This window comes from Methylocystis sp., from assembly GCF_050251305.1.
In the GTDB taxonomy this organism is placed as follows: Bacteria; Pseudomonadota; Alphaproteobacteria; order Rhizobiales; family Beijerinckiaceae; genus Methylocystis.
In genome coordinates this window covers 1-24,218 of the sequence record NZ_JBFWNB010000001.1, presented here as the reverse complement: position 1 = coordinate 24,218, position 24,218 = coordinate 1, and the positions used below count along the sequence as shown (strand labels likewise).

The 24,218-nt window shown below is 62.0% G+C and carries 38 protein-coding genes; 24 read left to right on the top strand and 14 right to left on the bottom strand.

Going from position 1 to position 24,218, the window contains the following annotated elements; all coding sequences use genetic code 11:
- Positions 1-4: 4 nt before the first annotated feature.
- Genes AB7F41_RS00190 through AB7F41_RS00175 form a run of 4 tightly spaced genes read left to right on the top strand, consistent with a single transcriptional unit; the run spans position 5 to position 2,059 of the window.
- Complete coding sequence (locus tag AB7F41_RS00190) at positions 5-268, top strand: hypothetical protein (protein WP_428385043.1); 264 nt, start codon at positions 5-7, stop codon at positions 266-268.
- Entirely contained in the window at positions 265-1,476 is a 1,212-nt protein-coding gene (locus tag AB7F41_RS00185; protein WP_428385041.1) for a DegT/DnrJ/EryC1/StrS family aminotransferase, read from the top strand. The genes AB7F41_RS00190 and AB7F41_RS00185 overlap by 4 nt, the downstream gene beginning before the upstream one ends.
- Positions 1,477-1,505: 29 nt before the next feature.
- Positions 1,506-1,814, top strand: a complete 309-nt coding sequence (locus AB7F41_RS00180; protein WP_428385040.1) for a 2Fe-2S iron-sulfur cluster-binding protein — start codon at positions 1,506-1,508, stop codon at positions 1,812-1,814.
- 14 nt (positions 1,815-1,828) lie between these two features.
- Positions 1,829-2,059 carry a hypothetical protein gene (locus AB7F41_RS00175; protein WP_428385038.1) on the top strand — a complete coding sequence of 77 codons (231 nt, stop codon included), beginning with the start codon at positions 1,829-1,831 and terminating at the stop codon, positions 2,057-2,059.
- Between the two features lie 67 nt (positions 2,060-2,126).
- Here the strand turns inward: AB7F41_RS00175 and AB7F41_RS00170 are convergent, their stop codons facing one another.
- On the bottom strand, positions 2,127-2,402 hold the full coding sequence (locus tag AB7F41_RS00170) for an aldehyde dehydrogenase (RefSeq protein ID WP_428385084.1): 276 nt from the start codon (positions 2,400-2,402) through the stop codon (positions 2,127-2,129).
- Between the two features lie 211 nt (positions 2,403-2,613).
- Between AB7F41_RS00170 and AB7F41_RS00165 the strand changes: the two genes are divergently transcribed.
- A complete protein-coding gene (locus AB7F41_RS00165) occupies positions 2,614-3,054 on the top strand; it encodes a Rieske (2Fe-2S) protein (RefSeq protein ID WP_428385082.1) in 441 nt (146 codons plus the stop codon).
- Between the two features lie 35 nt (positions 3,055-3,089).
- Entirely contained in the window at positions 3,090-3,257 is a 168-nt protein-coding gene (locus AB7F41_RS00160) for a hypothetical protein (RefSeq protein WP_428385037.1), read from the top strand.
- A gap of 31 nt (positions 3,258-3,288) precedes the next feature.
- Here AB7F41_RS00160 and AB7F41_RS00155 read toward each other — a convergent pair whose 3' ends face one another.
- Positions 3,289-3,555 (bottom strand): hypothetical protein, encoded by a 267-nt coding sequence (locus tag AB7F41_RS00155; RefSeq protein ID WP_428385035.1) that lies wholly within the window; start codon positions 3,553-3,555, stop codon positions 3,289-3,291.
- Between the two features lie 24 nt (positions 3,556-3,579).
- Complete coding sequence (locus tag AB7F41_RS00150; protein WP_428385033.1) at positions 3,580-3,822, bottom strand: hypothetical protein; 243 nt, start codon at positions 3,820-3,822, stop codon at positions 3,580-3,582.
- A 150-nt stretch (positions 3,823-3,972) separates the two neighbouring features.
- Here AB7F41_RS00150 and AB7F41_RS00145 point away from each other — a divergent pair, with 150 nt between their 5' ends.
- On the top strand, positions 3,973-4,455 hold the full coding sequence (locus AB7F41_RS00145; protein WP_428385031.1) for a hypothetical protein: 483 nt from the start codon (positions 3,973-3,975) through the stop codon (positions 4,453-4,455).
- A gap of 66 nt (positions 4,456-4,521) precedes the next feature.
- Here the strand turns inward: AB7F41_RS00145 and AB7F41_RS00140 are convergent, their stop codons facing one another.
- Complete coding sequence (locus tag AB7F41_RS00140; protein ID WP_428385029.1) at positions 4,522-4,845, bottom strand: hypothetical protein; 324 nt, start codon at positions 4,843-4,845, stop codon at positions 4,522-4,524.
- A 158-nt stretch (positions 4,846-5,003) separates the two neighbouring features.
- Here AB7F41_RS00140 and AB7F41_RS00135 point away from each other — a divergent pair, with 158 nt between their 5' ends.
- Positions 5,004-5,432: a Rieske (2Fe-2S) protein gene (locus tag AB7F41_RS00135; protein WP_428385027.1), complete on the top strand. Its 429-nt coding sequence runs from the start codon at positions 5,004-5,006 to the stop codon at positions 5,430-5,432.
- A 254-nt stretch (positions 5,433-5,686) separates the two neighbouring features.
- Here the strand turns inward: AB7F41_RS00135 and AB7F41_RS00130 are convergent, their stop codons facing one another.
- Positions 5,687-6,400, bottom strand: coding sequence for a dienelactone hydrolase family protein (locus AB7F41_RS00130; protein WP_428385025.1), 714 nt, complete (start codon positions 6,398-6,400; stop codon positions 5,687-5,689).
- Positions 6,401-6,561: 161 nt separating this feature from the next.
- On the bottom strand, positions 6,562-6,930 hold the full coding sequence (locus AB7F41_RS00125; protein WP_428385023.1) for an SUF system Fe-S cluster assembly protein: 369 nt from the start codon (positions 6,928-6,930) through the stop codon (positions 6,562-6,564).
- Between the two features lie 224 nt (positions 6,931-7,154).
- On the opposite strand from AB7F41_RS00125, the gene AB7F41_RS00120 reads away from it, so the two are divergent.
- Positions 7,155-7,505: a (2Fe-2S) ferredoxin domain-containing protein gene (locus AB7F41_RS00120; RefSeq protein WP_428385022.1), complete on the top strand. Its 351-nt coding sequence runs from the start codon at positions 7,155-7,157 to the stop codon at positions 7,503-7,505.
- A 14-nt stretch (positions 7,506-7,519) separates the two neighbouring features.
- On the opposite strand, the gene AB7F41_RS00115 is transcribed toward AB7F41_RS00120, so the two are convergent.
- From AB7F41_RS00115 to AB7F41_RS00105, 3 genes are all read right to left on the bottom strand, one after another.
- Positions 7,520-7,960, bottom strand: a complete 441-nt coding sequence (locus tag AB7F41_RS00115) for a SufE family protein (RefSeq protein ID WP_428385020.1) — start codon at positions 7,958-7,960, stop codon at positions 7,520-7,522.
- Positions 7,957-8,409 (bottom strand): ankyrin repeat domain-containing protein, encoded by a 453-nt coding sequence (locus AB7F41_RS00110; RefSeq protein WP_428385018.1) that lies wholly within the window; start codon positions 8,407-8,409, stop codon positions 7,957-7,959. Before AB7F41_RS00110 ends, AB7F41_RS00115 begins: the two co-directional genes overlap by 4 nt.
- A gap of 77 nt (positions 8,410-8,486) precedes the next feature.
- Entirely contained in the window at positions 8,487-8,918 is a 432-nt protein-coding gene (locus AB7F41_RS00105) for a response regulator (protein ID WP_428385016.1), read from the bottom strand.
- A 386-nt stretch (positions 8,919-9,304) separates the two neighbouring features.
- Here AB7F41_RS00105 and nifH point away from each other — a divergent pair, with 386 nt between their 5' ends.
- The 11 genes from nifH to AB7F41_RS00050 all read left to right on the top strand — a co-directional run bounded on the left by nifH (position 9,305) and on the right by AB7F41_RS00050 (position 18,153).
- On the top strand, positions 9,305-10,189 hold the full coding sequence (gene nifH / locus AB7F41_RS00100) for a nitrogenase iron protein (RefSeq protein WP_428406399.1): 885 nt from the start codon (positions 9,305-9,307) through the stop codon (positions 10,187-10,189).
- A gap of 70 nt (positions 10,190-10,259) precedes the next feature.
- Positions 10,260-10,967, top strand: a complete 708-nt coding sequence (locus AB7F41_RS00095) for a nitrogen fixation protein NifQ (RefSeq protein ID WP_428385631.1) — start codon at positions 10,260-10,262, stop codon at positions 10,965-10,967.
- 137 nt (positions 10,968-11,104) lie between these two features.
- Entirely contained in the window at positions 11,105-11,425 is a 321-nt protein-coding gene (locus tag AB7F41_RS00090) for a HesB/IscA family protein (RefSeq protein WP_428385594.1), read from the top strand.
- A gap of 82 nt (positions 11,426-11,507) precedes the next feature.
- On the top strand, positions 11,508-12,704 hold the full coding sequence (gene nifV / locus AB7F41_RS00085; RefSeq protein WP_428385596.1) for a homocitrate synthase: 1,197 nt from the start codon (positions 11,508-11,510) through the stop codon (positions 12,702-12,704).
- Between the two features lie 27 nt (positions 12,705-12,731).
- Positions 12,732-13,508 (top strand): serine O-acetyltransferase, encoded by a 777-nt coding sequence (cysE, locus tag AB7F41_RS00080; protein ID WP_428385598.1) that lies wholly within the window; start codon positions 12,732-12,734, stop codon positions 13,506-13,508.
- A gap of 11 nt (positions 13,509-13,519) precedes the next feature.
- Entirely contained in the window at positions 13,520-13,846 is a 327-nt protein-coding gene (gene nifW, locus AB7F41_RS00075) for a nitrogenase stabilizing/protective protein NifW (protein WP_428385600.1), read from the top strand.
- 28 nt (positions 13,847-13,874) lie between these two features.
- The gene (locus tag AB7F41_RS00070; RefSeq protein WP_428385601.1) at positions 13,875-14,717 is read left to right on the top strand and encodes an electron transfer flavoprotein subunit beta/FixA family protein; all 843 of its coding nucleotides are present in this window, start codon (positions 13,875-13,877) and stop codon (positions 14,715-14,717) included.
- Between the two features lie 21 nt (positions 14,718-14,738).
- The gene (locus AB7F41_RS00065; protein ID WP_428385603.1) at positions 14,739-15,842 is read left to right on the top strand and encodes an electron transfer flavoprotein subunit alpha/FixB family protein; all 1,104 of its coding nucleotides are present in this window, start codon (positions 14,739-14,741) and stop codon (positions 15,840-15,842) included.
- A gap of 12 nt (positions 15,843-15,854) precedes the next feature.
- Positions 15,855-17,162 carry an FAD-dependent oxidoreductase gene (locus tag AB7F41_RS00060; RefSeq protein ID WP_428385605.1) on the top strand — a complete coding sequence of 436 codons (1,308 nt, stop codon included), beginning with the start codon at positions 15,855-15,857 and terminating at the stop codon, positions 17,160-17,162.
- A gap of 34 nt (positions 17,163-17,196) precedes the next feature.
- Positions 17,197-17,493 (top strand): ferredoxin family protein, encoded by a 297-nt coding sequence (locus tag AB7F41_RS00055; RefSeq protein ID WP_428385607.1) that lies wholly within the window; start codon positions 17,197-17,199, stop codon positions 17,491-17,493.
- Positions 17,494-17,535: 42 nt separating this feature from the next.
- Positions 17,536-18,153 (top strand): glutathione S-transferase family protein, encoded by a 618-nt coding sequence (locus AB7F41_RS00050; RefSeq protein WP_428385609.1) that lies wholly within the window; start codon positions 17,536-17,538, stop codon positions 18,151-18,153.
- Positions 18,154-18,257: 104 nt separating this feature from the next.
- Here the strand turns inward: AB7F41_RS00050 and AB7F41_RS00045 are convergent, their stop codons facing one another.
- The 4 genes from AB7F41_RS00045 to AB7F41_RS00030 form a co-directional block, all read right to left on the bottom strand.
- Complete coding sequence (locus AB7F41_RS00045) at positions 18,258-18,683, bottom strand: group II truncated hemoglobin (RefSeq protein WP_428385612.1); 426 nt, start codon at positions 18,681-18,683, stop codon at positions 18,258-18,260.
- A 10-nt stretch (positions 18,684-18,693) separates the two neighbouring features.
- Positions 18,694-19,563 carry a xanthine dehydrogenase gene (locus tag AB7F41_RS00040; RefSeq protein WP_428385613.1) on the bottom strand — a complete coding sequence of 290 codons (870 nt, stop codon included), beginning with the start codon at positions 19,561-19,563 and terminating at the stop codon, positions 18,694-18,696.
- 80 nt (positions 19,564-19,643) lie between these two features.
- Positions 19,644-19,958 (bottom strand): hypothetical protein, encoded by a 315-nt coding sequence (locus AB7F41_RS00035; protein ID WP_428385614.1) that lies wholly within the window; start codon positions 19,956-19,958, stop codon positions 19,644-19,646.
- Positions 19,959-20,016: 58 nt separating this feature from the next.
- On the bottom strand, positions 20,017-20,349 hold the full coding sequence (locus AB7F41_RS00030) for a Rieske 2Fe-2S domain-containing protein (RefSeq protein ID WP_428385616.1): 333 nt from the start codon (positions 20,347-20,349) through the stop codon (positions 20,017-20,019).
- 81 nt (positions 20,350-20,430) lie between these two features.
- Between AB7F41_RS00030 and AB7F41_RS00025 the strand changes: the two genes are divergently transcribed.
- From AB7F41_RS00025 to AB7F41_RS00015, 3 genes are read left to right on the top strand one after another with little or no spacing between them, the layout of a single operon-like run.
- A complete protein-coding gene (locus AB7F41_RS00025; protein WP_428385617.1) occupies positions 20,431-20,673 on the top strand; it encodes a hypothetical protein in 243 nt (80 codons plus the stop codon).
- Positions 20,670-20,888, top strand: a complete 219-nt coding sequence (locus AB7F41_RS00020; RefSeq protein WP_428385619.1) for a type II toxin-antitoxin system HicB family antitoxin — start codon at positions 20,670-20,672, stop codon at positions 20,886-20,888. Before AB7F41_RS00025 ends, AB7F41_RS00020 begins: the two co-directional genes overlap by 4 nt.
- Positions 20,885-21,334 (top strand): hypothetical protein, encoded by a 450-nt coding sequence (locus tag AB7F41_RS00015; RefSeq protein ID WP_428385621.1) that lies wholly within the window; start codon positions 20,885-20,887, stop codon positions 21,332-21,334. Before AB7F41_RS00020 ends, AB7F41_RS00015 begins: the two co-directional genes overlap by 4 nt.
- Positions 21,335-21,481: 147 nt before the next feature.
- Here the strand turns inward: AB7F41_RS00015 and AB7F41_RS00010 are convergent, their stop codons facing one another.
- Positions 21,482-23,137 (bottom strand): SagB/ThcOx family dehydrogenase, encoded by a 1,656-nt coding sequence (locus tag AB7F41_RS00010; RefSeq protein WP_428385622.1) that lies wholly within the window; start codon positions 23,135-23,137, stop codon positions 21,482-21,484.
- 352 nt (positions 23,138-23,489) lie between these two features.
- Between AB7F41_RS00010 and AB7F41_RS00005 the strand changes: the two genes are divergently transcribed.
- Positions 23,490-24,218 (top strand): ferredoxin reductase (locus AB7F41_RS00005; RefSeq protein WP_428406410.1); only part of this gene is annotated, 729 nt, incomplete at its 3' end.

The window sequence follows — 24,218 nt, the reverse complement described above, 5'->3', positions numbered from 1 at the left end:
GGTGATGGCGATCAGCGACGTGGAATTGACGGAGATCGAAAAACTGCTTGGCGCCGACCGAACGCCCGAGCTGTCGGAATTGCGCGCGAAATTCTCCCATCTCTCATGGACGCGCTGCGATGTGTCGGACGTGATCGAGTCGCCGTTCCGCAGCTTTACGAGCTGCGACCTGCATTTGCTCGACGGCGCCGATCATTGCGTGACGGTCACCGACGATCCGGCGCGCGCGACCGGCGTCATCGTCGCCTTTCGAGGGAGTCTGCGATGAATGCGCGCGTCGAACTGGATGAGGAATTCGAAGCGGAGCCGCCGGCGTCCGCCGCTGACTCGGGCGGCGATCTCATTCCGCTCTCCGATCCCGACATTACGCTCGACGACATCGCCGCGGTGGAAGCGGTGCTGCGCTCCAGCCGCCTGTCCAGCGGACCGGTGATGGAGGAATTCGAAGCCGCCTTCGCCGCCTATCTTGGCCGTAAATACGCCGTGGCCGCGCCAAGCGGCACGATGGGGCTGCTGCTCGCGCTCGCCGCATATGAGATCGGTCCGGGCGATGAAGTGATCGCCTCTCCGCATTCCTTCCGCGAAACGGTGCATGCGATCGCGCTTGCCGGCGCCAAGCCGGTGTTCGCCGATATCGACTATTGGTCGGGCGTCATCGCGAGTGGAAAGATCGAGGCGCTGATCACCGACAAGACGCGCGCGATCGTTGCGACCAACACGAATGGCCATCCGGCGCAATGGGCGGAGCTGCGCGAAATCGCCAATAAGCATCGGCTCATTCTGTTGGAAGACTCGACCGAAGCAATCGGCTCGAAATACAAGGGAGCGCTTGTCGGCACCTTCGGCGACGCTTCGGTCTTCGATTTCTCGCAGCCGGGTCCGCTGGTCTGCGGCGAAGGCGGCATGGTGGTGACCGACGACATTGACGTCGCGGTGGCGATGCGGCGGTTCCGCGCGCATAAGCCAAGCGAAAGAGCGTCGGTCGTCGTGGGCTCCAGCGCGCCCTATCAGGCGGCGATGAGCGACGTGAGCGCGGCGCTTGGCTTGGCGCAGTTGCGCCGGCTCGAAGAAATCCTCGAGAAGCGCAAGCTCATCGAGCACTACTACTTCAAGCACGTCAAATCCTTTGAAGGCATCAAGGATCCCTTCATCGCGCCCGAGGTCGACGAGGTGCACTGGTTCCTCTACGTCGTTCACCTCGGCACGCGCTTCAGCAAGTCCAGCCGCGACTCGATCGTCGAGGATCTGCTCGTCGAAAAGGTCGAAGCCGCCGCCTACAGCAATCCCTTGCATACGCAACGGCGCTATTTCGACTACGGATATCGTCGCGGCAGTTTTCTGGTCTCCGAGAAGGTTTCAGACCGCGCCGTCGCGATGCCCTTCCACGTCCATCTGCAGGAGCGCCAAATCGCATTCATCGTGCAGACGATGAAGGAAGCGTCGATCAATGTCGGCGCTGGGGCGGCCATTTACTGATCAACTAGATCGCAAACAGGAGTGTAGAAATGCCGACCGTAACCATCATGCCCGCGGGAAAGACGGTGGACGCCGCCGAGGGCGCGACCTTGCTGCAGATCATTATGTCCAGCGGCGAGGAGATCAATCACAAATGCGACGGCAAGGCCGAATGCGGCTCTTGCCATATCTTCGTGCACGAAGGCCGCAAGGGCCTCTCGAAAGTGGCGCGCGAAGAGAACGAGAGGCTCGACACGATCGTCGGCGTCGGCTCGAAGTCTCGATTGGCCTGCCAGGCGAAAATTCTCGGCACCGAAAACGTCAAGGTCGAACTGCTCGGCTTCTCGTCGGGCTTCTAAGGTAGGAGGGAGAAATGTCTTCCGACATGGTGATGCTTCATGTCCGCTTTGCGCCAGACGGCAGCGTGGTCGAAATCAGCGAACGGCCGGCGCCGAATTCGGCGCAGGAATGGTTCGACTGGGTCAGTCTGAGCGCCCCGGATTCCTATCAGGCGCTTTCGGGCGGCCGCGGCGTGTTCCGCATTACTCGCGCAATATTGGAGGAGCTCCGCGCGGGGATGGCCGCCAAGACTGCGGCGGCCTGATCCGAGCGACGTCACCTGAAGGCGCATCCCTTCCGCAGGGGATTTCTTGCGGAAGGGACGCCAGGCGTCACGTCAGGAAAACTTCGGCGAACCGGGCGCGTTTTGCGTCAGTGTCGAGACCATTCGCGATCGGCCATTTGTTTTCATAGAACAGCGTATTGACGGCGCGGGTGACTTCCTTGCCGCGCAAATACCAGCGCACCACGCCGTCTGGAAAGATCACCGCCGGGCCGTCTGCGCAATGGACGATGCCGTCCTCGACGTTGACGCGCGTCCCTTCGTAGAGATAACAGCCGGCCAGACGCGAAAGATCATCTTGATTGCGTTCGTCGACCTGAAGCATGCCCACTTTTCGCCTCCGCTGAAAGCTCACGATGTCCATGATCAAGCAATTATCGCGCTTGGCGGGCGATCGGCAAGAATAATGCTTGTTCGCACGTCGGACGCTGCGCAGGGAAGATTGTTGTCTTTCAGACACCATCGGACGCAGAGATTTCACTCCGGCGCGCGATGCGCGCGTGGAGGAGCGAACAGAGGCCGACGGAGATTTTGGCATGCAGGGCGACGTGAACCTCTATGTCATTTGCGCGCTCGATAGCCTGGAGCGCGGCCAGGCGACGCCGTTCAGCCTGTCGCGGGTCACCGACGAAGGCGAAACGCGCCCCTTTTCGATCTTCGTCGTCAGAACGGAAAAGGACCAGTGCGTGGGCTATGTGAACGTCTGCCCGCACCAAGGCTCCTGGCTCAACATCGGCGACGGCAAATTCTTCAGCGAGGACGGTCAGAGATTGCGCTGCGGCCGGCATAAATCCGAATTCGACGTGGAGACGGGTTTATGCGTGAAGGGACCGTGCGTCGATAAATTGATCGAGCCCGTCGCGCTCGTCGTCATGGACGGCGACGTGTGCCTGTGCGGGGTCAAACTCGCCGAGGAAGAGATTTACGACGACGACGATCTCGACGAGACGATGGAGATCATGATCCATCCCGGCTGAACGCGACAGGGAGTGGCGAGTGAGAGAGGCGCGCGATGACCGTGGCTGAATTGATCGTGAAATTGGCGGAGTTGCCGCAGGAGGCCGTCGTGCTGATCGACAGCGACGGCGGACTTTCCCGCGTGAGCGGTCTGGATTTCATTGCGGGTCAAGGGCCAGGCGCGCCGGCGGAAGTCATCCTCGCGCCCAGCCTCGAGGAATAGTTGGTCGCACGCAGGCGGCGCGCGCCGAGCTTCAATCCTGGCTCGGCGCGACGTCGCCATGCAGCGGTATGCCGAAGAACGCCTCGTCGTCGCCGCCCCATGCCTTATGCAGCGCGAACGCCTCGCGCCATCGTGTTTGCTCCGCTTCCGTCGCCGTGCGATGCGTGACTTTTCCGGCCGGCTTTTCGGCCAGAAGGAACGCCTTGCCGTTGCGCAAGAATCGATTGAGATCCTTGTTGTCGGTCGGGCGTACGACGCAACGCGGGTTTTCGTCGATCAGAATGGTCGTCGGCAGCATCAGAGCAGCTCCCGTTTGACTGGATCAAAAACCTTCCGCCTTGCTGCCCCAGGGATGCGAACCGGGAACCAGCGACGCTTTGATGCCGGCCTTTTCGATGTCGGCCAGGGTCTTGTAGTAGGTGCCTTCATGCATGAGCGCGCCGCTCTTGGTCATGATCGCCACATAGCGCGCAACGGTGTCGGCTTCGCATAAATAGCCGCCGCCCGGATCGCTCGTGCTGCGCGCATTGCCGTCCCAATCGATGAAATAGCCTTCGACAGCCATGTTCCCTCTCGTTTACGCGTTGAATCCTTGCGTGAGAGAAGAGCAAGTTTCTTGCCATGGTTTTGCGTGTTGCGGCGGGGAACGAGACTTGCTTGCCGAGGGAAGTTTCGCGCGCAAAGCACCCCCAGCGCGCAATCGAAGGAGGAGCAGGTGGCTGACCTCGCATACAGAAATGCATCGCTCGACGATATGAAGGAGCTTTGGACCTTGATGCGGCAAACGGCCGCCGAAATTCCCTGTTCGATCGAAAGCGAGAGCGATCAGGAACGCGCGCTGACGGAACTCATGAAGTGCTGCACGGCGGAATTTTCGCCGGTCATTCTCGATGCGAAGCGCAACGTCGTCGGCGCCTTGTTGGCGCGTCGCGACGAACTCGATTGGGGGCTGCGCAACGCAGAGACAATCAACGTCTCGCTGGCGACGGTGTCGGCCAGCCATCGTGAGAACGGCGCATTCAAAGTCCTGATCGAAGCGATCTTGAAGCGCAATGCGCCGGTTTACGTCGAAGTGAAAGCGGGCGAGAGCCAGGGGCTCGCAGCTGAACTCAAAGGTTGCGGCTTCTCGTTGATGAAAGAGGAAGGCGGCGCGGAGCTCTACAAATGGGAGCCGGCGGCCGAAGCCAAAGCGGCCTGAACGATCGCTGCAAACGGGGGGAGCGTGCGTCTCGCGGAGCGCCGCTTCCGCCTCTCTCGACGCGCGCTAGGCGCCCTCGTCTTGCGATCCGTATTCGGCGTAGGCCTTTTCCAGCAAAGCGACGCAGGCCTTGAGACGCTGATATTCCGCCTTTTCGATCAGGACGCTCTCCCCTTCAGGCGCCGCGTCCGGCGCAGGCGTTTTGGCGGCCTGAATCGCCTCGAAAATTGCCGCCTGCAGGCGGAAGATGCGCTCGCTGGCGCGTTCGAGATAAGGCAGCGGATTGGCGCGAATATTCGCCTCATGCAGCGCGTCAAGCGTCAACAATTTGCCAAAGCGCCGCTCCGTCTCGCGTTTCGTCATGCCAAAATCATGTTCGATGACGGTCATGATCATTGCTCCTAGTCGACGATCTCTGGTCGGAATGTCCGGTGGGCTTCAATCCTGGCTTCGTGACGCACGACGCATGGCTCGTCAATTGCACCGGGAGGATGCGTCGCTTGGACCACCCGGTTTTGCAAAGGACGCGCCAAACGCGGAGGCGGCGGATGATCGAACTCTTTGTCATTTGCCAGACGGGCGAGATTGAGGACGGCGACGCCTCCGGCTTCCTGCTGATGCGGATCGAGGAGACCGGCGAGAAAAAGCCCTGGCCGATCCTGATCACGCGCAGGGGCAACAATTTTTATGGTTTTGAGAACGTCTGCCCGCATCAGGGCCAGCGTCTCGACGCGGAGCCGGGGCAATTTCTCGATGAAGAGGGGAATTTCCTGACTTGCGGCCACCACCAGGCGCAGTTCGATCTGGACACTGGGCACTGTTTCATAGGTCCGTGCCAGGGCGAAAAGTTGAAATCCATCGAAATCGTGATCGACGATGGCGACGTCTGTCTCGCCGGCGTGCAGCTCGCAGAGGAAGATGGCTTGGGGCTCGAAGAGCCGGACGACGCGCCCGAAGTCATGATCACGTCTGACTGAGTCAGGATCCCATGGCGGCGTCGGAATTTGAACGGAGGCGGCCGTAGGGAAGGGGCGTCGCCTTCCTGCGTCATGTCGACGACAATGCGCGGCTGCTGGGCGGGTTTCGAATGAGCCGCGCAATAACGCGTATGCGCGCGTCCGGCGATCGGCGGATCTCCTGCCGCCGGCGGACGCCCGCATGTCGCGTTGGGCGTCGTCAGGTTGGAGGATGGGCGCCGCAAGCGCGCGGCGCTTTGCGACGAAACGCGTTCTTACGCGTCCGGCGGACCCATGTCGTCGTTGCTCTTCTTCTTTTTCTTGTCGGTCTTGGCCTGCGCATAGGCGCCGGAGTTCTTCAGAGCAATCGGCGCCTGGCCTTCGACATATTGCGATATCCAGAACAAGGTGCGCTCGCGGGCCGATTCCGCAGCGGCGGCGTCGAAGCTTTCCGCGGCGTCGAAATTGAAACCGTTGCGGGCCTCGGGATAGGAGAAGGCGCTGACGTCGGGCCGCTGGGCGCGGAATTGGGTGATCTCTTCCATCGGCAGCGACGGGTCGTTTTCTGGAAAGTGCAGCAGCGTCGGAATCTTCCGCTTGACCCAGCGCTCCTCAGAAATCCCGGCGGGATAATAGCTGATCGCGCAGACGACGTCGTTGAGGCTGTTGGCGGAAACATAGGCGAGATAGCCGCCCCAGTCATAGCCGACGAGCGCCACCTTGCCGACGCTCTTCACCGCGTCGATCGTGGCCTGAATGTCCTGCAACGCCGTCGTGACGGACGCGCCGTCGCCCTCGCCCTCTTGCGCAGCAAGCGCCGGCGCGATCGCGACGTAACCTTGCGCGGCGAAGCCGTCGACCTCCTTTTGCAGATGCGGCGTGACGCCATAGACGTCGGGGAGAACGACGACGGCCCCTTTCGGCGCGTCAGCGGGTTCGGCGCGATAGGCGGAAAAACTGCGTCCGTCTCCGGAAGTAAGTTCGATCATGACAGCCTCGATGTGCTGAACGATTACGGAAGCTCTCGTAGAGAGACGGCGGAGTCATCTCACGCCCGCACATCTCGTTGCGAATATCGTGCCTGTATTTGTGAGACGCATCGTTCGACGTCTTGACGTTTGAACGTCTTCAACCGTCGAGCGGATCACTCTCAGGAATCGAAAAATCCGAGTTCGAGCTTGGCTTCGTCGCTCATCATGCTCTGATGCCACGGCGGATCGAACACGAGAGTGATCTTCACATTCGCGACGCCGTCGACCGCATCGACGGCCTTCTTTGTCATCCCGACCATTTCGCCGGCGACGGGGCAGCCCGGAGCGGTCAGCGTCATGTCGATGTCGATGTCGCGTCGATCGATCACGTCGATGCGATAGATCAGTCCGAGATCGTATATGTTCACCGGAATTTCCGGGTCGAATACGGTGCGCAGCGCCGCCACGACTTCTTCATAGAGCGCTTGCGCTTCCGGCGAGCTATCGGCGCGGCCGACGCGACTGTTTGGCTCTGAAAGCTTTGTCATGTCGCTTTGTGATTCCATCTGAGTATCCTGCATAGCCCGAGTGGAATTCTCGACTGTTCGGGTTCAACCAGCAAGGAAGGCGCCAGCCCGCTTTGCTGAGGCTGGACTGAAATTTGCAATTATTCCACGTCCACGGTTCGCGGCGTCAGGGTTGAGCGCTTTCGTTACGAAGCGCATGTCTCGCATGGCGCCGTGTTACAATCCTCACAACGACTCGGTGCAGAATGTCGGAAACGTCTGAAGAAGAATTTGAGCTGCCTCAGCTGTACAAGCGACATGTCTTTGCTTGTTTCACGCAACGGCCGCCGAACCATCCGCGGGGCAGTTGCGGCGCTCTCGGCGCGCAGCCGCTCTGGGAGCGGCTGGGCAAGCGCGTCGAAGCCGACGGCGGCGGCGAAATCGGCTTCACCTCCGCGGGCTGCATGGGCTTCTGCTCCGCAGGGCCATTGATGGTGGTTTATCCCGAAGGCGTCTGGTACCGGCCGACGACGCCCGAAGACATCGACGAAATCTACGACTCGCATCTCAAAGGCGGCAAACGCGTTGACCGCCTGGTGATGATTCTGTCGCGCTGACGGAGATCAAACCTTCAAGACGCCGCGCTGGAGGCCGCGAGCAGCTCGCGCGCCTCCGCGTGGATGCGCCCGACCATCGACTTGAAGCCGTTGGAGCGTTGCGGCGTGAGATGGTCGCGCAAGCCGAGACGCTCGAACAATGCGACAGGATCCGCCTTCAGAATTTCCGCGCCGGTCTTGCCGGAGCAGAGCGCCAGCAGGATCGCAACGAGGCCGCGCACGATATGCGCGTCGCTGTCGCCGCGGATCATCAACGCCGGCTCGCCGCCGTTTGCGCGGGAAATCGTCGTCGCCAGCCAGACCTGGCTGGCGCAGCCCGAAACCTTATTCTGGTCGTTCTTCAGCGCGTCGGGCAGCGGCTCGAGCATTTTGCCGAGTTCGATGACATAGCGGTAGCGATCCTCCCAATCGTCAAGCAGGGAGAAGTTCTCGATGATGTCGTCGATCGTCATCATGTTTCGACCATTCCTTCAGATTTGAGCGGATCGCCGCGCCGGCGAGACGCCGCGCGCAACAATTGCAGACACTCGATATTCGCCGCGAGATCGAGCGCTGAAAATCCGTCGACGTTCTCCTGCAGCGGATCGGCGCCGAGCGCGAGCAGCAGCGTCACGACCGCGGTCTTGCCCGCGGACGCCGCGTAGATCAGCGCCGTCGAGCCGTCGGGGTTACGATAGTGAATATTGGCGCCGGCTGCGGCGAGCGCCTCGATGGCCTCCACCCCGTCCCGCTTGCAGGCCAACCAAACCGCGTCGTTGCCGTCGCGCGTCGTGGCGCCGAGATCGCCGCCCTCAGCGATGATCTCGCGCAAGGCCGAGACATTCGCCTCGGCAGCAGCGCGAAGAAGCGGCGTCAGGCCGTCGGCGCCGACCGCGTTCACGGCCTCGGCTGGAAAGCCTTGCATCGTCAGCCATTGCGCGAGCTGCGGGGTAATGCCGTCACTCCATCGCAGCGCCGACCGAGAACGCGGCGCGTATTGACTTAAAGTAGCCCCAACTGCACGAGCGGCTTGGCGCCGCCGCGTCCGAGGACCGTGTCGACCTTCTGTCGCACATTTTCGATCGTCAGCGGCTTCACCAACGTGCCATGCGCGCCATGCTTCATGGCGTCGACCGCGAGCGCTTCGTCAGCCTTGTCGCAGACGATCAGGATCCGCACGTCGGCGAAACGCTCGGCCAATTCCTTGAGCACCGTCACGCCATTGCTCTTTAGAAAAGAAGCGCCGAGCAGGATCACATCCGGCTTCAGCCAGCCGGCGCCTTTATCATAGGCTTCCTGGATGCTGGCGATTTCGTGCGTTTCAATTTCATCATGCAGCATGAACTGGAGCGCGGCGCGCACGATTTCGTCTTCGTCGAGAACGAACACCCGCCGTTGATCGACCGCCTTCGCGGTTTCGACGCCAATCTGCATCCCTGCTCCTTTCGAACATATGCCGCCAAATGCCGTCCAGAGATATGAAGCAAGCTTTATTCCAAGCTCCTTCAATGTGTCCTGGATCAATGCGCAGCGTGCGATGTTTTGTTCGCAACAATGTCAAGACTGTCGGCTTCCCTCACAAAGACAAATGATGCGCGGCGCGCTCATCGATTGATCAAGCCTTTATAAAACAACCAAATAGCAACAATTGCCGCATTGGCATGGCCGTTGCTACCAGTCCAGCGCGAGTGAGGGCTGAGCGCACGCCTACGTTACGCCGAGCGATGTGTTCCTTCCCGTAACCCGCGACCAGTTTCTGATGCAGAGGAACTGCCCGGCATATCACCGGGTAGTGTCGAAGGGCTCAAGAGGAGACAGACATGTCGCTACGGCAAATCGCGTTTTATGGCAAAGGGGGCATCGGCAAGTCGACGACGTCCCAGAACACACTGGCCGCACTTGCGGAGATGGGTCACCGGATTCTGATCGTCGGCTGCGATCCGAAGGCTGACTCGACGCGCCTGATCCTTCACGCCAAGGCGCAGGACACGATCCTGAGCCTTGCGGCGAACGCCGGCAGCGTCGAAGATCTCGAGATCGAAGACGTGATGAAGGTCGGTTATCTCAACATCCGCTGCGTCGAGTCCGGCGGACCTGAGCCTGGCGTCGGCTGCGCGGGCCGCGGCGTGATCACCTCGATCAACTTCCTCGAGGAGAACGGCGCTTACGAGGACATCGACTATGTGTCCTACGACGTGCTGGGCGACGTTGTCTGCGGCGGCTTTGCGATGCCGATCCGCGAGAACAAGGCGCAGGAGATCTACATCGTCATGTCCGGCGAGATGATGGCCATGTATGCGGCCAACAACATCTCGAAGGGCATTCTGAAATACGCCAACTCCGGCGGCGTGCGCCTGGGCGGCCTGGTCTGCAACGAGCGCCAGACGGACAAGGAGCTCGAGCTTGCGGAAGCGCTTGCGGCGAAGCTTGGCACGCAGCTCATCTACTTCGTGCCGCGCGACAATATCGTTCAGCACGCCGAGCTGCGCCGCATGACGGTGATCGAATATGCGCCGGAGTCGACGCAGGCTGGCCATTACCGCAATCTGGCGAACAAGGTCCACGCCAATGCGGGCAACGGCATCATCCCGACGCCGATCACGATGGACGAGCTCGAAGACATGCTGATGGAGCACGGCATCATGAAGGCGGTCGACGAGAGCCAGATCGGCAAGACCGCCGCCGACCTCGCGGCCATCGCCTAATCCGGCAATGCATAAGCGTCGACCTCCCCAACGGGAGGTCGACGTCATATTCTCAGCGGAGCGTGACGTGATGGTGCGCGCCTTTCCGGATATCGAGGGCAGAAGCGGCTTCGCGTCTGCGGCGACGGAGAGCGGACCGAACGTTCGTGACGCTGCAAGCGCATATCGCTATCTGACCGGGGTTTGGCCAGAGGCGGCGAATATAGACTGTGATGCTGACTTCGACCGTCACGTTCTGGCGTCGATTCTCGCCTTGGCCTCAAGCGAGGGCAGCGATCTCGCGGCGCAAGCCGGTCTGACCGAAGCCGACCTCGGCGATCTCTTTTCTCGCTGCTTTCCCGCGCGAGGCGTCGAATCCTGCAGTGACCAGCAGGCGAGCGTCGTGGACGCCGACGAAATCGAAATGGTGCGGGAGCTTCTTCTTGAGAATCGCTCCAGCGAGGGTGAATGCGGCCGCTGGCTCGCCGCCATGATCGCGCGCCGCGCCATGGAGCCCAATCACCTTTGGGAGGACCTCGGGCTACGCGACCGATCTGAATTGACGCGATTGATCGCGCGCCATTTCGCGCCGCTTGCGCTGCGCAATGACAAGAACATGCGCTGGAAGCGTTTCATCTATCGCATGATGTGCGAGGACGACGGTTTCGTCATGTGCAGCACGCCCGTGTGCTCGAATTGCGCCGATTATCAGCTCTGCTATGGCGCGGAAACAGGAAGCAGCCGCGTCGCATCGACGGCGCAACAGCCGGCGACCCCCGCCGACGGACAGACCGTGTAAGCTCATTCGAACAAGTTATGTCGACTTTTCGACAATCGCCTAAGCCGGCGGTTGAACAGGCCAATTTTGGCCTGTGACGGGATGGCATGTCGCTTGCTTGTTACAAGCGGAAACAAGCTCATCTCGGAGGCTCCAGTATGATCACGGTCTCGCAGGCAGCCGTCGCCGCGGTAAAGGATGCGATGGCGCGGGCCTCTCAACGAGAGGGTGGTCTGCGCATCCTGGTCAAGGAAGGCGGCTGCGCCGGCTATGAATATGTCGTCGACCTCGACCCGCAGCAGAGAAGCGATGACATCGTCGTGGAGACGGACGGCATTCGCGTGCTGATTGATCCGGCGTCGCGTCCACGCCTCGAAGGCATGACGCTCGGCTTTCGTCAGGATCTCGCCGGGTCCGCCTTCACCTTTGAAAATCCCAACGCATCATCCACCTGCGGCTGTCAAAAATCCTTCAGCTGAAGGGTTTCCCGGATGCGCAGAGCGGTTCTGCGGTTGTTCCTTGATGGCAGGAAAGCGGGCGCCTTGCCGCTCGTATGAGTCGATGACGACATATAGGTCCTTACAGAGTCTGCTCGCTCCCGTCGCTTCGCCGGCGCAGAGGCTGGATGTCGTGTTGAACGACACCACGCTGCGGGACGGCGAACAGGCTCCGGGCGTCGCGTTCACCTGCGATGAAAAGCTCGAGATCGCGCGGGCCCTGGCGCGCGCCGGCGTCACCGAGCTCGAAGCCGGAACGCCGGCGATGGGCGCCGTCGAGATCGCGATGATTCGCGCGATCGTCGAGGCGGAGCTGCCGCTTCGGGCGATCGCCTGGTGCCGGATGCGCGTCGAGGACGTCGATGCGGCGCTCGCGTCCGGGGTCTCGATGGTCAATCTGTCGGTGCCCGTTTCCGAGAAGCAGATCGGCGCGAAATTGCGCGGCGGGCGCGCCCAGGCGCTGGAGATGACGCGGCGCGTGGTCGCCTATGCGCGGGACAAGGGCCTCGACGTGGCGGTCGGCGGCGAAGATTCCTCGCGCGCCGACCCGGACTTCCTGATGGAGACGATGGCGACGGCGAAGGCCGCCGGCGCGCGCCGGTTCCGGGTCGCCGATACGTTGAGCGTGCTCGATCCCTTCGCCGCATACGATCTGATCGCCAAATTGCGCGCCGAGAGCGACCTCGAAATCGAAATCCACTGCCACGACGATTTGGGCCTCGCCACCGCCAACACGTTGGCGGGAATCCGAGCGGGCGCGACGCATGCGTCGGTCACCGTGATCGGGCTGGGCGAGCGCGCCGGCAATGCGCCGCTGGAAGAAGTCGCCGTGGCGGCGCGGCAGCTGCACAAATACGAAACCGGCATTGTGCTCACCGAGCTGCGCAACGTTGCGGCGCTCGTCTCGGCTGCAGCGCGGCGGCCAATCCCGCTAAACAAATCCATCGTCGGCGAGCATGTCTTCACGCATGAATCCGGCATTCATGTCGACGGGCTTCTCAAGGACCCGAGCACCTATGAGTCCTTCGACCCGGGCGTGCTCGGCCGCGCGCATGAAATCGTGATCGGCAAACATTCCGGCTCGGCGGCCGTCACCGCGATGCTGCAGCGGCTGAATTTGTCGGTCAATGTCGAGGAGCTTGGCGAAATCGTATCCTGCGTGCGCGCCCATGCGCTTGATCACAAGGGACCGGTGAGCGGCGAGGCGCTCACGTCGATCTGGCGCAGCGTCTGCGCGAGCGGTCATGCGAGAGGCATGTAAGACGTCATGCTCGAACGACTCGCCACAATGACGAATGAGACGGCGCAGGCCAAGGCGTCCACCGCGCCGAAGGAGCCGACGCGCCTGCAACTGATCCGAGAGGATCTGGCGTGCGTCGCGACGCGGGATCCCGCCGCCCGCGGACGTTTCGAAACGCTGCTCACATATCCCGGTCTGCACGCCGTCATCTGGCATCGCTTCGCCAATTGGCTGTGGATCAACGATCATCGCTTCGGCGCGCGCGTCCTTTCCTGGCTGGCGCGTTTTCTGACCAATGTGGACATTCATCCCGGCGCGACGATCGGCCGACGCTTTTTCATCGACCATGGCGCGGGCGTCGTCATTGGCGAGACAGCGGTCGTCGGCGACGACGTCACGATCTATCACGGCGTGACGCTCGGCGGCGTGTCCTGGTCGCCGGGCAAGCGCCATCCGACGCTTGAAGACGAAGTGATCGTGGGCGCGGGCGCGAAGATCCTCGGTCCCATCACGATCGGCCGCAATGCGCGCGTCGGCGCCAATTCCGTCGTGATCGAAAGCGTGATGCGCGACGCGACGGTGGTTGGCATTCCGGCGAAGGTCGTGCATCGCGACGTGGGCCGCTGCACGTTTGATGGCCGCATCAACCTCAATCACCATCTGATGCCTGATCCGGTCGGCGAGGCGTTTTCTGTCCTGCTTGATCGAGTCGAGTTCCTGGAGACGCGGGTGTCGCATCTGCAGGGGCGTCTGCGGGAGCGCGAACGGAACGTCAAGGCGCGCGACGGCGACGCGCCAAAGACGCAGCCGGCGGAAATCATATAAAGGAGACCCAAATGTCGGAGCCCGTCATTCTGGAGCAATTGAAAAAGGCGTCCTGCGCCGAAGAGTTCTTCACGCTGCTCGGCGTCGAATTTGATCCGAAAGTGGTCAATGTCGCGCGCCTCCATATCCTGCGGCGCATGGGGCAATATCTCTTCAGCGAGGATCTATGCGACCTGGACGACGCTACCGTGACCCAGCGCTGCAAGGACTTCCTCGAGCGCGCCTATCAGGATTTTTTGGAGTCGACGCCGATCGAAGAGCGTCTATTCAAAGTCCATAAGGACGCCGTCAAGCCGGCGCCGGCGCCGAATCTGGTTCAGCTCAACGTTCTGAAGTGAACGCATAGGATCAACGGGGACAACTCCAATGCATATCGTCGTCTGCATGAAGCAAGTGCCCGACTCGGCGCAGATCCGTGTTCACCCGGTGACCAACACGATCATGCGCCAGGGCGTTCCGACGATCATCAACCCATATGACCTCTTTGCGATCGAAGAGGCGTTACGGCTGCGTCAGCAGTTCGGCGGCGAGGTCACCATCCTCACCATGGGGCCGCCTTCCGCCGAGGACAGCCTCCGCAAGGCGCTGAGCTTTGGCGCTGATCGCGCCGTGCTCTTGACCGACCGTTTCTTCGCGGGCGCCGACACGCTGGCGACGACCTACGCGCTGGCGACGGCGATCCGCAAGATCGGGGTCGAGTTTGGCCCGCCCAACATTGTCTTCACCGGCAAGCAGACGATCGACGGCGACACGGCGCAGGTCGGGCCGGGCGTCGCCAAACGGCTCGGCCTGATGCAGCTCACCTATGTCTCGCACATCGACAATGTCGACCTCGCGGCCGGCACGATCGACGTCGAACGGCGCAGCGAAGGCGGCGTGCAGAAGCTGCGCAGCAAAATGCCCTGCCTGATTTCCATCCTCGAAGGCGTCAATGAGATCCGGATCGGCTCGCTGAGCGACGCGTTGGCGGCGGCGCGCGCGACGATCGTCAGATGGAGCGCGCAGGACGCCGGCGTCGAGGACATCACCAAATGCGGGCTGCGTGGCTCGCCGACGATCGTCAAGCGCGTTTTTGCGCCGAAGCCGCGTGCGGAACGGGCAGAATTCATCGAACTCGGCGACAAGCCGGGCGACGCCTTCGTCGAAGAATTGTTCAAGCGGCGGCAGAAACTCGAAGCCGAGCTCGGGCAATTAACGCGCGGCTATTGATCTCGAACAGGAGCGCGACTCATGAATGACACACCAAAGGCTCCTGCTCCGGCGGGGCGCGCCTCGGCGAAGAAAGAGCTGCCCGAACATCTCAAGGCCTACAAGCATGTCTGGGTCTTCATCGAGCAGGAGCGTGGACAGCCGCATCCCGTCTCTTGGGAGCTGATGGGCGCCGGGCGCGTTCTTGCCGATAAGCTTGGAGTCAATCTCGCCGCCGTCGTCATCGGCACGCGCAATGAGGCGACGCAGGCCGTCGTGCGGGAAAGCTTCAACTATGGCGCCGACCTGGCCTATCTCGTCGCGGACGACATCCTCACGGATTACCGCAACGAGAGCTACACCAAGGCGATGACCGATCTCGTCAACGCCTATCAGCCGGAAATCCTGCTGCTGGGCGCGACGATCCTGGGTCGCGATCTCGCCGGTTCGGTGGCGACGACTCTGCTGACCGGTCTCACCGCCGATTGTACGGAACTCGACGTCGACGCCGAGGGCTCGCTCGCCGCGACGCGTCCGACGTTCGGCGGCTCTCTGCTCTGCACGATCTTCACGCTCAATTATCGTCCGCAAATGGCGACCGTGCGCCCGCGCGTGATGCCGATGCCGGAGCGGGTCGAAAAGCCGATCGGCCGCGTGATCGAACATCCGCTCAGCATGGTGGAAGACGACATTGTCACGAAAGTTTTGTCGTTTCTGCCGGACCGCGATTCGACAAAATCCAATCTGGCTTTCGCCGACGTGGTTGTCGCGGGCGGACTCGGCCTCGGCTCTCCGGAAAATTTCCAACTTGTCCGTCAACTGGCGAGCGCGATCGGCGCGGAATTCGGCTGTTCGCGCCCACTCGTGCAAAAGGGATGGGTCAGCTCCGACCGGCAGATCGGCCAGACCGGCAAAACCATCCGTCCCAAGCTCTATATCGCCGCAGGCATTTCCGGCGCGATCCAGCATCGCGTCGGCGTCGAGGGCGCGGACTATATCGTCGCGATCAACACCGACAAAAACGCGCCGATTTTCGACTTCGCGCATCTTGGGATCGTCACCGACGCGGTACGGCTTTTGCCTGCCCTTACGGAAGCGTTCTCGAAGCGATTGTCTCCGCACCAGCGCGACCGCCTAGCGAGCTAAGGAGATACGCGAATGATCGAAGAAAGATTCGATGCGATCGTTGTCGGCGCCGGCATGGCCGGCAACGCCGCCGCTCTGACGCTGGCGCGCAAGGGCCTCAAAGTCCTGCAACTGGAGCGCGGCGAATATTCCGGCTCCAAGAACGTGCAGGGCGCGATCCTCTATTCCGACATGCTCGAAAAGCTTGTCCCGGACTTCCGCGAAGACGCGCCTCTCGAGCGCCATCTCGTCGAGCAGCGCTTTTGGATGATGGATGACAATTCCCATACGGGACTCCATTACCGCTCCGACGAATTCAACGAAGAGCGTCCCAACCGATACACGATCATCCGCGCGCAATTCGACAAATGGTTCTCCAAGAAGGTTCAGGAGGCCGGCGCGGTCGTGCTGTGCGAGACCACCGTCCTGGAACTGCTGCAGGACGCCTATGGCAAAGTCATCGGCGTGCGCACGGACCGCAAGAACGGCCAGGTCGGCGCCGACGTCGTCGTTCTGGCGGAAGGCGTCAGCGGGCTGCTCGGCACGCGGGCCGGCCTGCGCAAGGCGCCCGACAAGAACAATGTCGCGCTGGCGGTGAAGGAAATGCACTTCCTTCCGCAGGAGACGCTCGAGGCCCGCTTCAATCTGCGCGGCGACGAAGGCGCGGTCATCGAGGCGGTCGGCACCATCTCCCAGGGGATGACCGGCATGGGCTTCATCTACACCAACAAGGAGTCGATTTCGCTCGGCATCGGCTGTCTGGTGGCGGATTTCGAGAAGACGGGGCAGACGCCCTATGGCCTCTTGGAAAAGTTCAAGCAGCACCCGTCGGTGGCGGCGCTCATCGCCGGCTCGGAAGTCAAGGAATACGCCGCGCATCTGATCCCCGAAGGCGGATTCAAGGCGATCCCGCAGCTCTATGGCGATGGCTGGGTGGTCGTCGGCGACGCCGCGCAGTTGAACAATGCGATCCATCGCGAGGGCTCAAATCTGGCGATGACCTCGGGTCGTATCGCCGCGGAGGCGATCTTCCAGATCAAGTCGCGCCGCGATCCGATGACCAAGGAAAACCTCGCGCTCTACAAGAAGATGCTCGATGAATCCTTCGTCATGAAGGATCTGAAGAAGTATCGGGACATGCCGGACCTGCTGCACATTCAGGCGCAGAACTTCTTCCTGACCTATCCGCAGCTGGTCTCCAAGGCCATGACGAATTTCCTCCGCGTCGACGGCACGCCGAAGCGGGAAAAAGAAAAGACCACGTTCCGTTCCTTCCTCGCGGCGCGTTCGCTGACCGGATTGGTCGGCGACGCGTTTCGATTGGCGCGCGCGTGGAGGTAGTCGGAGCGATACCCTCTAGCAATGGAGAAGGACAATGAGCGCAGAAGCAGCTGTCCGGGTAGAGGACAAGCTATACCTCAATCGCTATCTCGTCGACGCCGGCCGCGCCCACATCAAGGTGCGTCCGCACAGCACGCCCTCGCCGCAGCTGCTCAGCCTGCTGAACGTCTGTCCGGCGCACTGCTATGAGATGAACTCGGCCGGGCAGGTCGAGATCACGACGGACGGCTGCGTCGAATGCGGCACATGCCGGATCATCGCGGAGCCGAGCGGCGACATCGAATGGAATTATCCGCGCGGCGGTTACGGCGTGCTGTTCAAATTCGGCTGAGATCGCTGAACGCCGATCAGACGCCCGCAAGACGAGCCGGGAATGAAATTCTATATGACGCCCGGATCCTGCTCCACGGGCATACACATCCTGCTGGAAGAGGTCGGGCTGGTTTTTGAGGCCTATATCGTCAATCTGGTCAAAGGCGATCACCTCAAACCGGACTATCTGGCGATCAACCCGAACGGGACGATCCCGACTCTGTTGCGCGACGACGGCGTCGCGCTGACGGATTTTCACTCGATCGCCGTCTGGCTTGCGGAGGCCTATCCGCGCCGCAAGCTGCTGCCGGAGAGCCTCGATGGGCGCGACGCGGCGCTGGCGGCCATGCATTTTTGCGTTCAGCATATTCACGGCGAAGGCTTTCGACGCGTCTTCACGCCGGAACGCTATGCCGGGCGGCAGCCGGACGTCGAGGCGATCAAGGCCGAAGGACGGGAGATCGTCGCAGCGGGGCTGATCGCGATCGATACGGAACTGGCGGGCAAAGACTATGTCGCCGGCGGCTTTTCGGTCGCCGACGCGGCGCTCTTCTATGTGGAGTTTTGGGCCGACAAGACCGGCATGACGTTGCCCCGGAATTGCCAGGCGCATTACGAGCGCATGAAAACACGGCCTGCGGTCCGTCAGGTGCTCGCCGAAGAAGGCTATCGCAGCTGATGCGATTCGGCCGCTAAGCGCGGCTCACTCATTTGCGCGGAAGCGTCCGGCCTCAGGACTCGAACACCACTCGTTTCGTCATTTCGAAATTCTTGCTTCGCGCCTTAATGGCGCTTGTCATGCGCATTATCCGGGTCATTGCGCATCCAATCGGCCAGCTTTGCCAGATTTTCGCGCAGGCCTTCGCGTATGGCGACGTCCTCGATCGTCGCATCGAGCGCGCCGTTCATGCACAGCATCCAGGCGTCGCGCTCGGCCGGACCAATGCGCAAATGCGCGTGCCGCATGCGCAGACGCGGATGTCCCTTCTTCGCGGAATATTCCTTGGGGCCGCCGAGCCATTCGGTCAGATAGACCTTTAAAATGGCGCGCGTCGGCCCGAGGTCGTCCGCGTGCACGGCGCGTATGCCGCGCGCTTCCGGCAATTCGTCCATATTGCGGTAAAAGGTTTCGACTAGCCGGTCGACCGTGTCGAAGCCGCCGATGCGGTCGTATATCGATGCCGAATTGTCGAGTGTCGTCGTCGTCACTGTCCAAGCCTCAATGGTAACTTTCGGTCACGGGCCGCGCCCAACAGCGTGGGTGAGCGGTCTTGGCGATGACGCAATAGGCGGCGTCCGCTATGGCGCGTCCATATTCGTCGGCGCCGGTCCAGCTGGCGGCGCGCCCGCGCGGGTCAACCTCGACGAGCTTCACGTTTTCCGGCACGACTGCCCCGTCACGCGCAATGCCGCGCAGGAAGCCGTCCATCGGTGAAAGGACGCGGTGACCGTCCAGCAGGCCAAGGAGATAATCCTTGAAGATTCGCGCGCCAACGTCGAGCGGCGTGCGCCAAACGCCCGCGCGCGCCGAATAAACGAAGCGGCCGCGGCCGACGCCGCCAAGATAGCGCGGCATATGATCGTTGGGCAGAGTTTCGCCGGCTTTGACCAGTTCGCCGGCATGTTCGGGATGCGTCTCGATGGCGACATCGCAGTTCACGCCGGCGGCGAAATGGGGACCGAGGCCGATCGCGAGATTGGCGATGTTGCGCAGATTGGTCGTCATACGACTCTTTTGCATGCGGGCGTCGACCAGGACGTCGGGGGTGCGCAAGGCGATGAGATCGGTCAGTTGCAGCGAGGTCACCGCCACGACGCCCGGGCTCGACAACACCCGCACGATTTCCAGCGCAGTCTCGCCGCGGAGGCCCTGAATGCCGTCGACTTCGGCGCGATCCTGGAAAAGCGCATCGTGGAACGACATGCCGCGCCGAATGACGGGCGGGTAGGGGTCGTGACTGAGCACGACGCGGTAGCCCTCGCGCGCCAGACGCGCAGCCACCGCCGAAGCAATCTCATTCGCGCCCAGAATGATGACGAAGGGCGCACTTCGATTGGACAAAAATTCACGGAATCCTAGGTGTGCCATCGTCCCCCTGCCCGCCCAGCAAAAGCAAAAAGCACACCAGTAACTGAAGCGGCGCGCGGCGTTTCCGGCGCAAGAACGCGCTACAAAGCCACGTAAACGAATTTGCCCGCCTTGCACTCCGGATAATTTTCGCGCAGGGCGTTTGCGATCTTTTCGACGAGCGCCTTGTCGGCGGCGGCCGATGCGCCGACAAAATCAGTTCCCTGCATCCATGTTTCGAAGAAACAATGCAGCGACTCGTCATACTCCGGGCCGGTGGGATTGGCGGTCTTGTCGCTCAGATCGGCGACCCCTGCGGCGCTGACTTCCAGCCGCCAGTCGCGATCGTCTTCGACGGAAGCCATCAGCTTGGCGAGTTCGTCGTTCGTCCAATCCGTCTTCAGATCCACAGCCATGCTCGCCCACCCTCCCTGACGCAATCGCCGCATCGCAATATACGGACCACAGTCTCGCTCAAGGTTCCGCAAAGATCGGCGCGACGCCTTCGGCGTCGATGTAGACGACGCCGTCTTCGATCCGGACCGGATATTCCGCAAGCGAGGTCGCATGCGGATGGGTGGGGTGTCCGCTGTTCATGTCCCAGGACCAGAAATGCAGCGGACAGGTGAGCGTCGTCCCGTCGAAATCCGCGTCCGCCAAGGGGACGTTGGTGTGCGGGCAGACGCCCTGAAACGCCTTGATGACGCCATTCTCCGGCCAGGCGAGAACGATGAGTTGCGCGTCGGCGATGACAATGCGCATGCCGCCCTCCATGAGCGTGTCTTCCTTGCAAACGCGAACGAACATCGGGGCCGCTCCGTAAGGCTGGCTGCGAATTTGCATCGATGGCGAGCAAGATTCGAGCCGCTACCGACGGGAGGCGTCGTCGTGCATAACAAGCGCTTGGAGGCGTTTCGCAACGATCCGGGCGGGGATTGGACGCCCGCAGATTTTGAAATCACCGCCTCGCAATATGCGATCAAGTTTCGCAAAGTTACGGGAACGCATGTCGTGTTCACGCATCCTTCGGTGCCGAATTGCGTCGCCATTCCCATGAAGGCGAAGGTGAGAAGCGTTCACGTAAAGGCCTTCGTCGCGATGATCGACCTCATGGACGAGTTGGACAAATGAGCGACAGCCCCGCCTATCGGACCGAACTGGGCCGCGCGCCGGCGGAAGAGGGCGGCTATTTCGTCCTGTCTTACCCGGAGATTCCCGGCTGTCTTGGCGTCGGCGACACTGAGGCGGAGGCGGTGGAAGACGGGCGTCGCGCGCTGATCGCCGTGCTCGATGCGCTGAAGGCCGTCGATCGGTCGCCGCCCGATCCGCGAAGAGAGAACGCGTGAGGACGGACGCCGCGGCGGCGCTGCAGGAATCTGCGGGCTGCGTCAATGCTGTCCCTGCGCTTCCCATTCCGATGGGATTTCGGCTGTTGGCGCTGCGTTGCTTCCACAACGATCCCGATCCGCCGTCCTTCGCCTGGCTAAACCAGCGCATCTTTCGCGCGCCCGACCGCATGGGTCGGCATGGGTTGTTTTTTGGCGCGGCCTTTCGACCCGAAATCATGGATTGGCTGATTGCGCGCGTCGGCCGGCCATCGTCGCGGGAGAGCGGCAAACCGCAGCGCAATCCCGATTGGCCGAATGTCGTTTGGCGTAGCGCGGAGCGGGCGTGGCCCGACGATACGCGCACCACCGAGTGGTCGATAGAGGTCGTCTTTGCGAGCGAGGGCCTGGCGAGCGCCTTTCGCGAACGCTGGCGGGAGCGGCTGTCCGGCGGCCTCGACGACTGATAACGGCGCAGCGCCGTCGAACATCATGCGGTGATGATTCGCCGGCGGTTCAGCGACGGCGCCGATCCTAAGCGCAGATGCTCGGAGAGAGAGCCGAATGCGAGGAAACGTGCGCGACCGGCGCTTCGACAAGCATCCGTTTTCGATTCATGTTCGCGCGCGCATCTCTTCCGGATAGGCGGGGAGCGTCAACATGCGCGCGTCTTCCAGCGCGGCGCCGACCGTGAAGTGGTAGACGTCCTGAAACGCGTATTGCTCTGGCGGCAGGCCGAGCATCGCGTGGATCTCGTCATCGAAGAAGCAACCGATGCCCGTGCCGGAGAGACCGATGGCGGTGGCCCAAAGATAAAGCGCCTGGCCGATCGCGCCGGCCTCCCAATGCAGCCGGCGATAGCCGAAGCCGCCATCCTCCTGAAGCGTGCGGTCGAAATCGGCGATCATCGCAACGGCGAAACAACCCTTGCCGGCGATCGCCTGGCGGCAGGCGTTCATGCTCGCCTCGCGTTCGACGGAGCCGCACCGCAGGCGAAAGAGTTTGAGAGGGCCGAGGTCGATCGGCGTCCAAAGCAACGCCAGCGCCGACATTTCGCGCAGCCGCGCCACGCTTTCGGCGTCGCGTTGCAGCAGATAGAGACCCGGCTCCACGCCGTCGACGCGATGCACGAAGAGCAGAAGGTTGAGGCGCGGCGGCCAGGCGAAGGGCGCCAGACATGGTTCGGCGTCAGGAAGCGTCGATGTGAGCATCGCGCAAAACGCTTCCCGCGAAAGGCGCGCGATTCCATCCATGCGCTGCGCGCTGCGCCGACCCCGCACCACGCGTCCGATGTCAGGCAGCGGAAAAGGAAATGTGGGCTTCGGCGCAATGTGCGACACGCGCGCCAATGTCGGCGTGCGCGACTTGACGCACAGCCGCGCTGCAAGGTCGACGAGCGGCCAGCCGTCGTGATCTTCGCTCAGGCGATTTGCGGCGCCCGTCCACGTCCGCGGCGCGCGCGCAAGGGACGAGACGTCAATGGCGGGCGGCGCGCTTTCATCCGCAGCGATCCACAATAGCGCATCGGGATGTTCTTCCTCGCGCCGATGCGCAGAGTCGGGCCGATCGAGGCCAAGCAGCGCCGCAATGTCCGAGTCGCCAGGTTCGCACAGAAGATGCGCGCGCCAGCCAAGCGCCGCGGCAGCCTGAGCGGCGGCGCCGATCGCATGGCCGACGTCGAGTTGACAATAGCGAAACGCGCGTTCGCCATATTTCCAGCTCTCCCGCCATGGGACTGAACTCAATCCGAGCACAAAGCCGCGTTCGGGCAGAACGACCGGCGGCTCATAATCGGCGCGACGCTCCAGCGCATGATCTTCCTGCGCGTAATGATAAAGGGCGGCGTGCGCGCCAAGACCCTCGACGGCGTTGGTCAGAAGATAGATTTCGGTCGGATGCAGATTGCCGGAAGATGGATTGTTGCGCAGCGCCCACGTCGAGCCTTCATAGCTTTTCCACGCGCTGATCCCGAAGCCGAGCTCCAAAAAGAGGCCAAGCGCCGCGCGGTCGAATGGGGCGGCGAGCGGCGCGGGGCCGGGAAAAGGCGCAGTCTCGTCGTGATCGCGCAGCGGCAGTTCGACGCGCGGCGCGCCGTCGAAGCGCCGGAAGGGGGAAGGCTGCGAGGTCCAATCGAGAAAGGCCGGCCCGAGCGCATAGCGAGTCGGCGCATGTTTCGTGCGCCTGTGATAGCCGTGGATGTCGCGCGGCAGAGCGTCGGCGTCGAACAACCGCTCCTTCAGACTCCCGGTATTGATCTCGGCTTCAGCCATGCGGCCTCCTTGTCGGCTGTTTAATTCAAGAAGGGCGCCCAGATTCGCTGGTAAAAAAATACAAATAATATCAATTGTTTCTGCCAACATGCGGCGCACGGAAACGTCAGGCGTTTGGCCGATTGGCGACATTGTCGGTTCCCCGCCAGCTCTTGACGCGCTTTCTCGGCGCGCGTGCCGATCGTCGCCGGCGCTGGAGCAGCCGGAACGCATCGTCGAGGATCGGGAGGATAACCTTGCGCGCGTCGCCGCCGCGTCGGGAGATCGATCCTTGGCCTTAGCCGGCTTCGGGCCTAGGGGTATGCTTCTTGCTACCTTCTGCGCTCAGTTCTGCATCTTGATCGGACGAGCGATGGACGACACCCTGCGTGAGGTCATTGTAGCTAAGAAGACCGACGAGGCGCACAATATGGCCTCGTTTGAACTGGTCGATCCCACTGGCGCTGAACTGCCCGCCTTCTCCCCGGGCGCGCATGTCGACGTCACTCTTCCAGGCGGCCTGGTGCGCCAATATTCCTTGTGCAACAGCGCGACGGAACGCGATCGCTACGTCATTGGCGTCTGGAATGACGCCAACAGTCGTGGCGGCTCCAAGGCGCTGCACACGGAGGTGAATGTTGGCGACGCGTTGAAAGTGGGTCTGCCGAGAAATCGTTTTCGCGTGCCGCGGCAAACGAAACGCGCGATTTTGTTGGCGCGAGGCATCGGCGTCACGCCCGTGCTGAGCATCGCTGATCATCTCAAGCGCGAAGGCATTCCTTTCGAATTGCACTACGTCTACGCAATCATGTCGCCGGGGTCCTTCGGCGAGATGATCGAGAAATCGAACTTCGCCGACGACACGAAGTATTATTACGAGGCGAGCGAACTCAATCAGCTGCTCAATCCGGCGGCCCTCCTTGAGGACCAGCCGGAAGACACGCAACTCTTTATATGCGGCGTTGATTGGTGGCAGGATCCGATCATCAACCTCGCGGAACAGAAGGGTTGGTCGAAGGAGCGGATCCACGTCGAACGATTCACCGCGAAAGTGCCGCCGGCGGCGCTCGACAAGGTTTTCGAAGTCAAGATCGCCAGCACC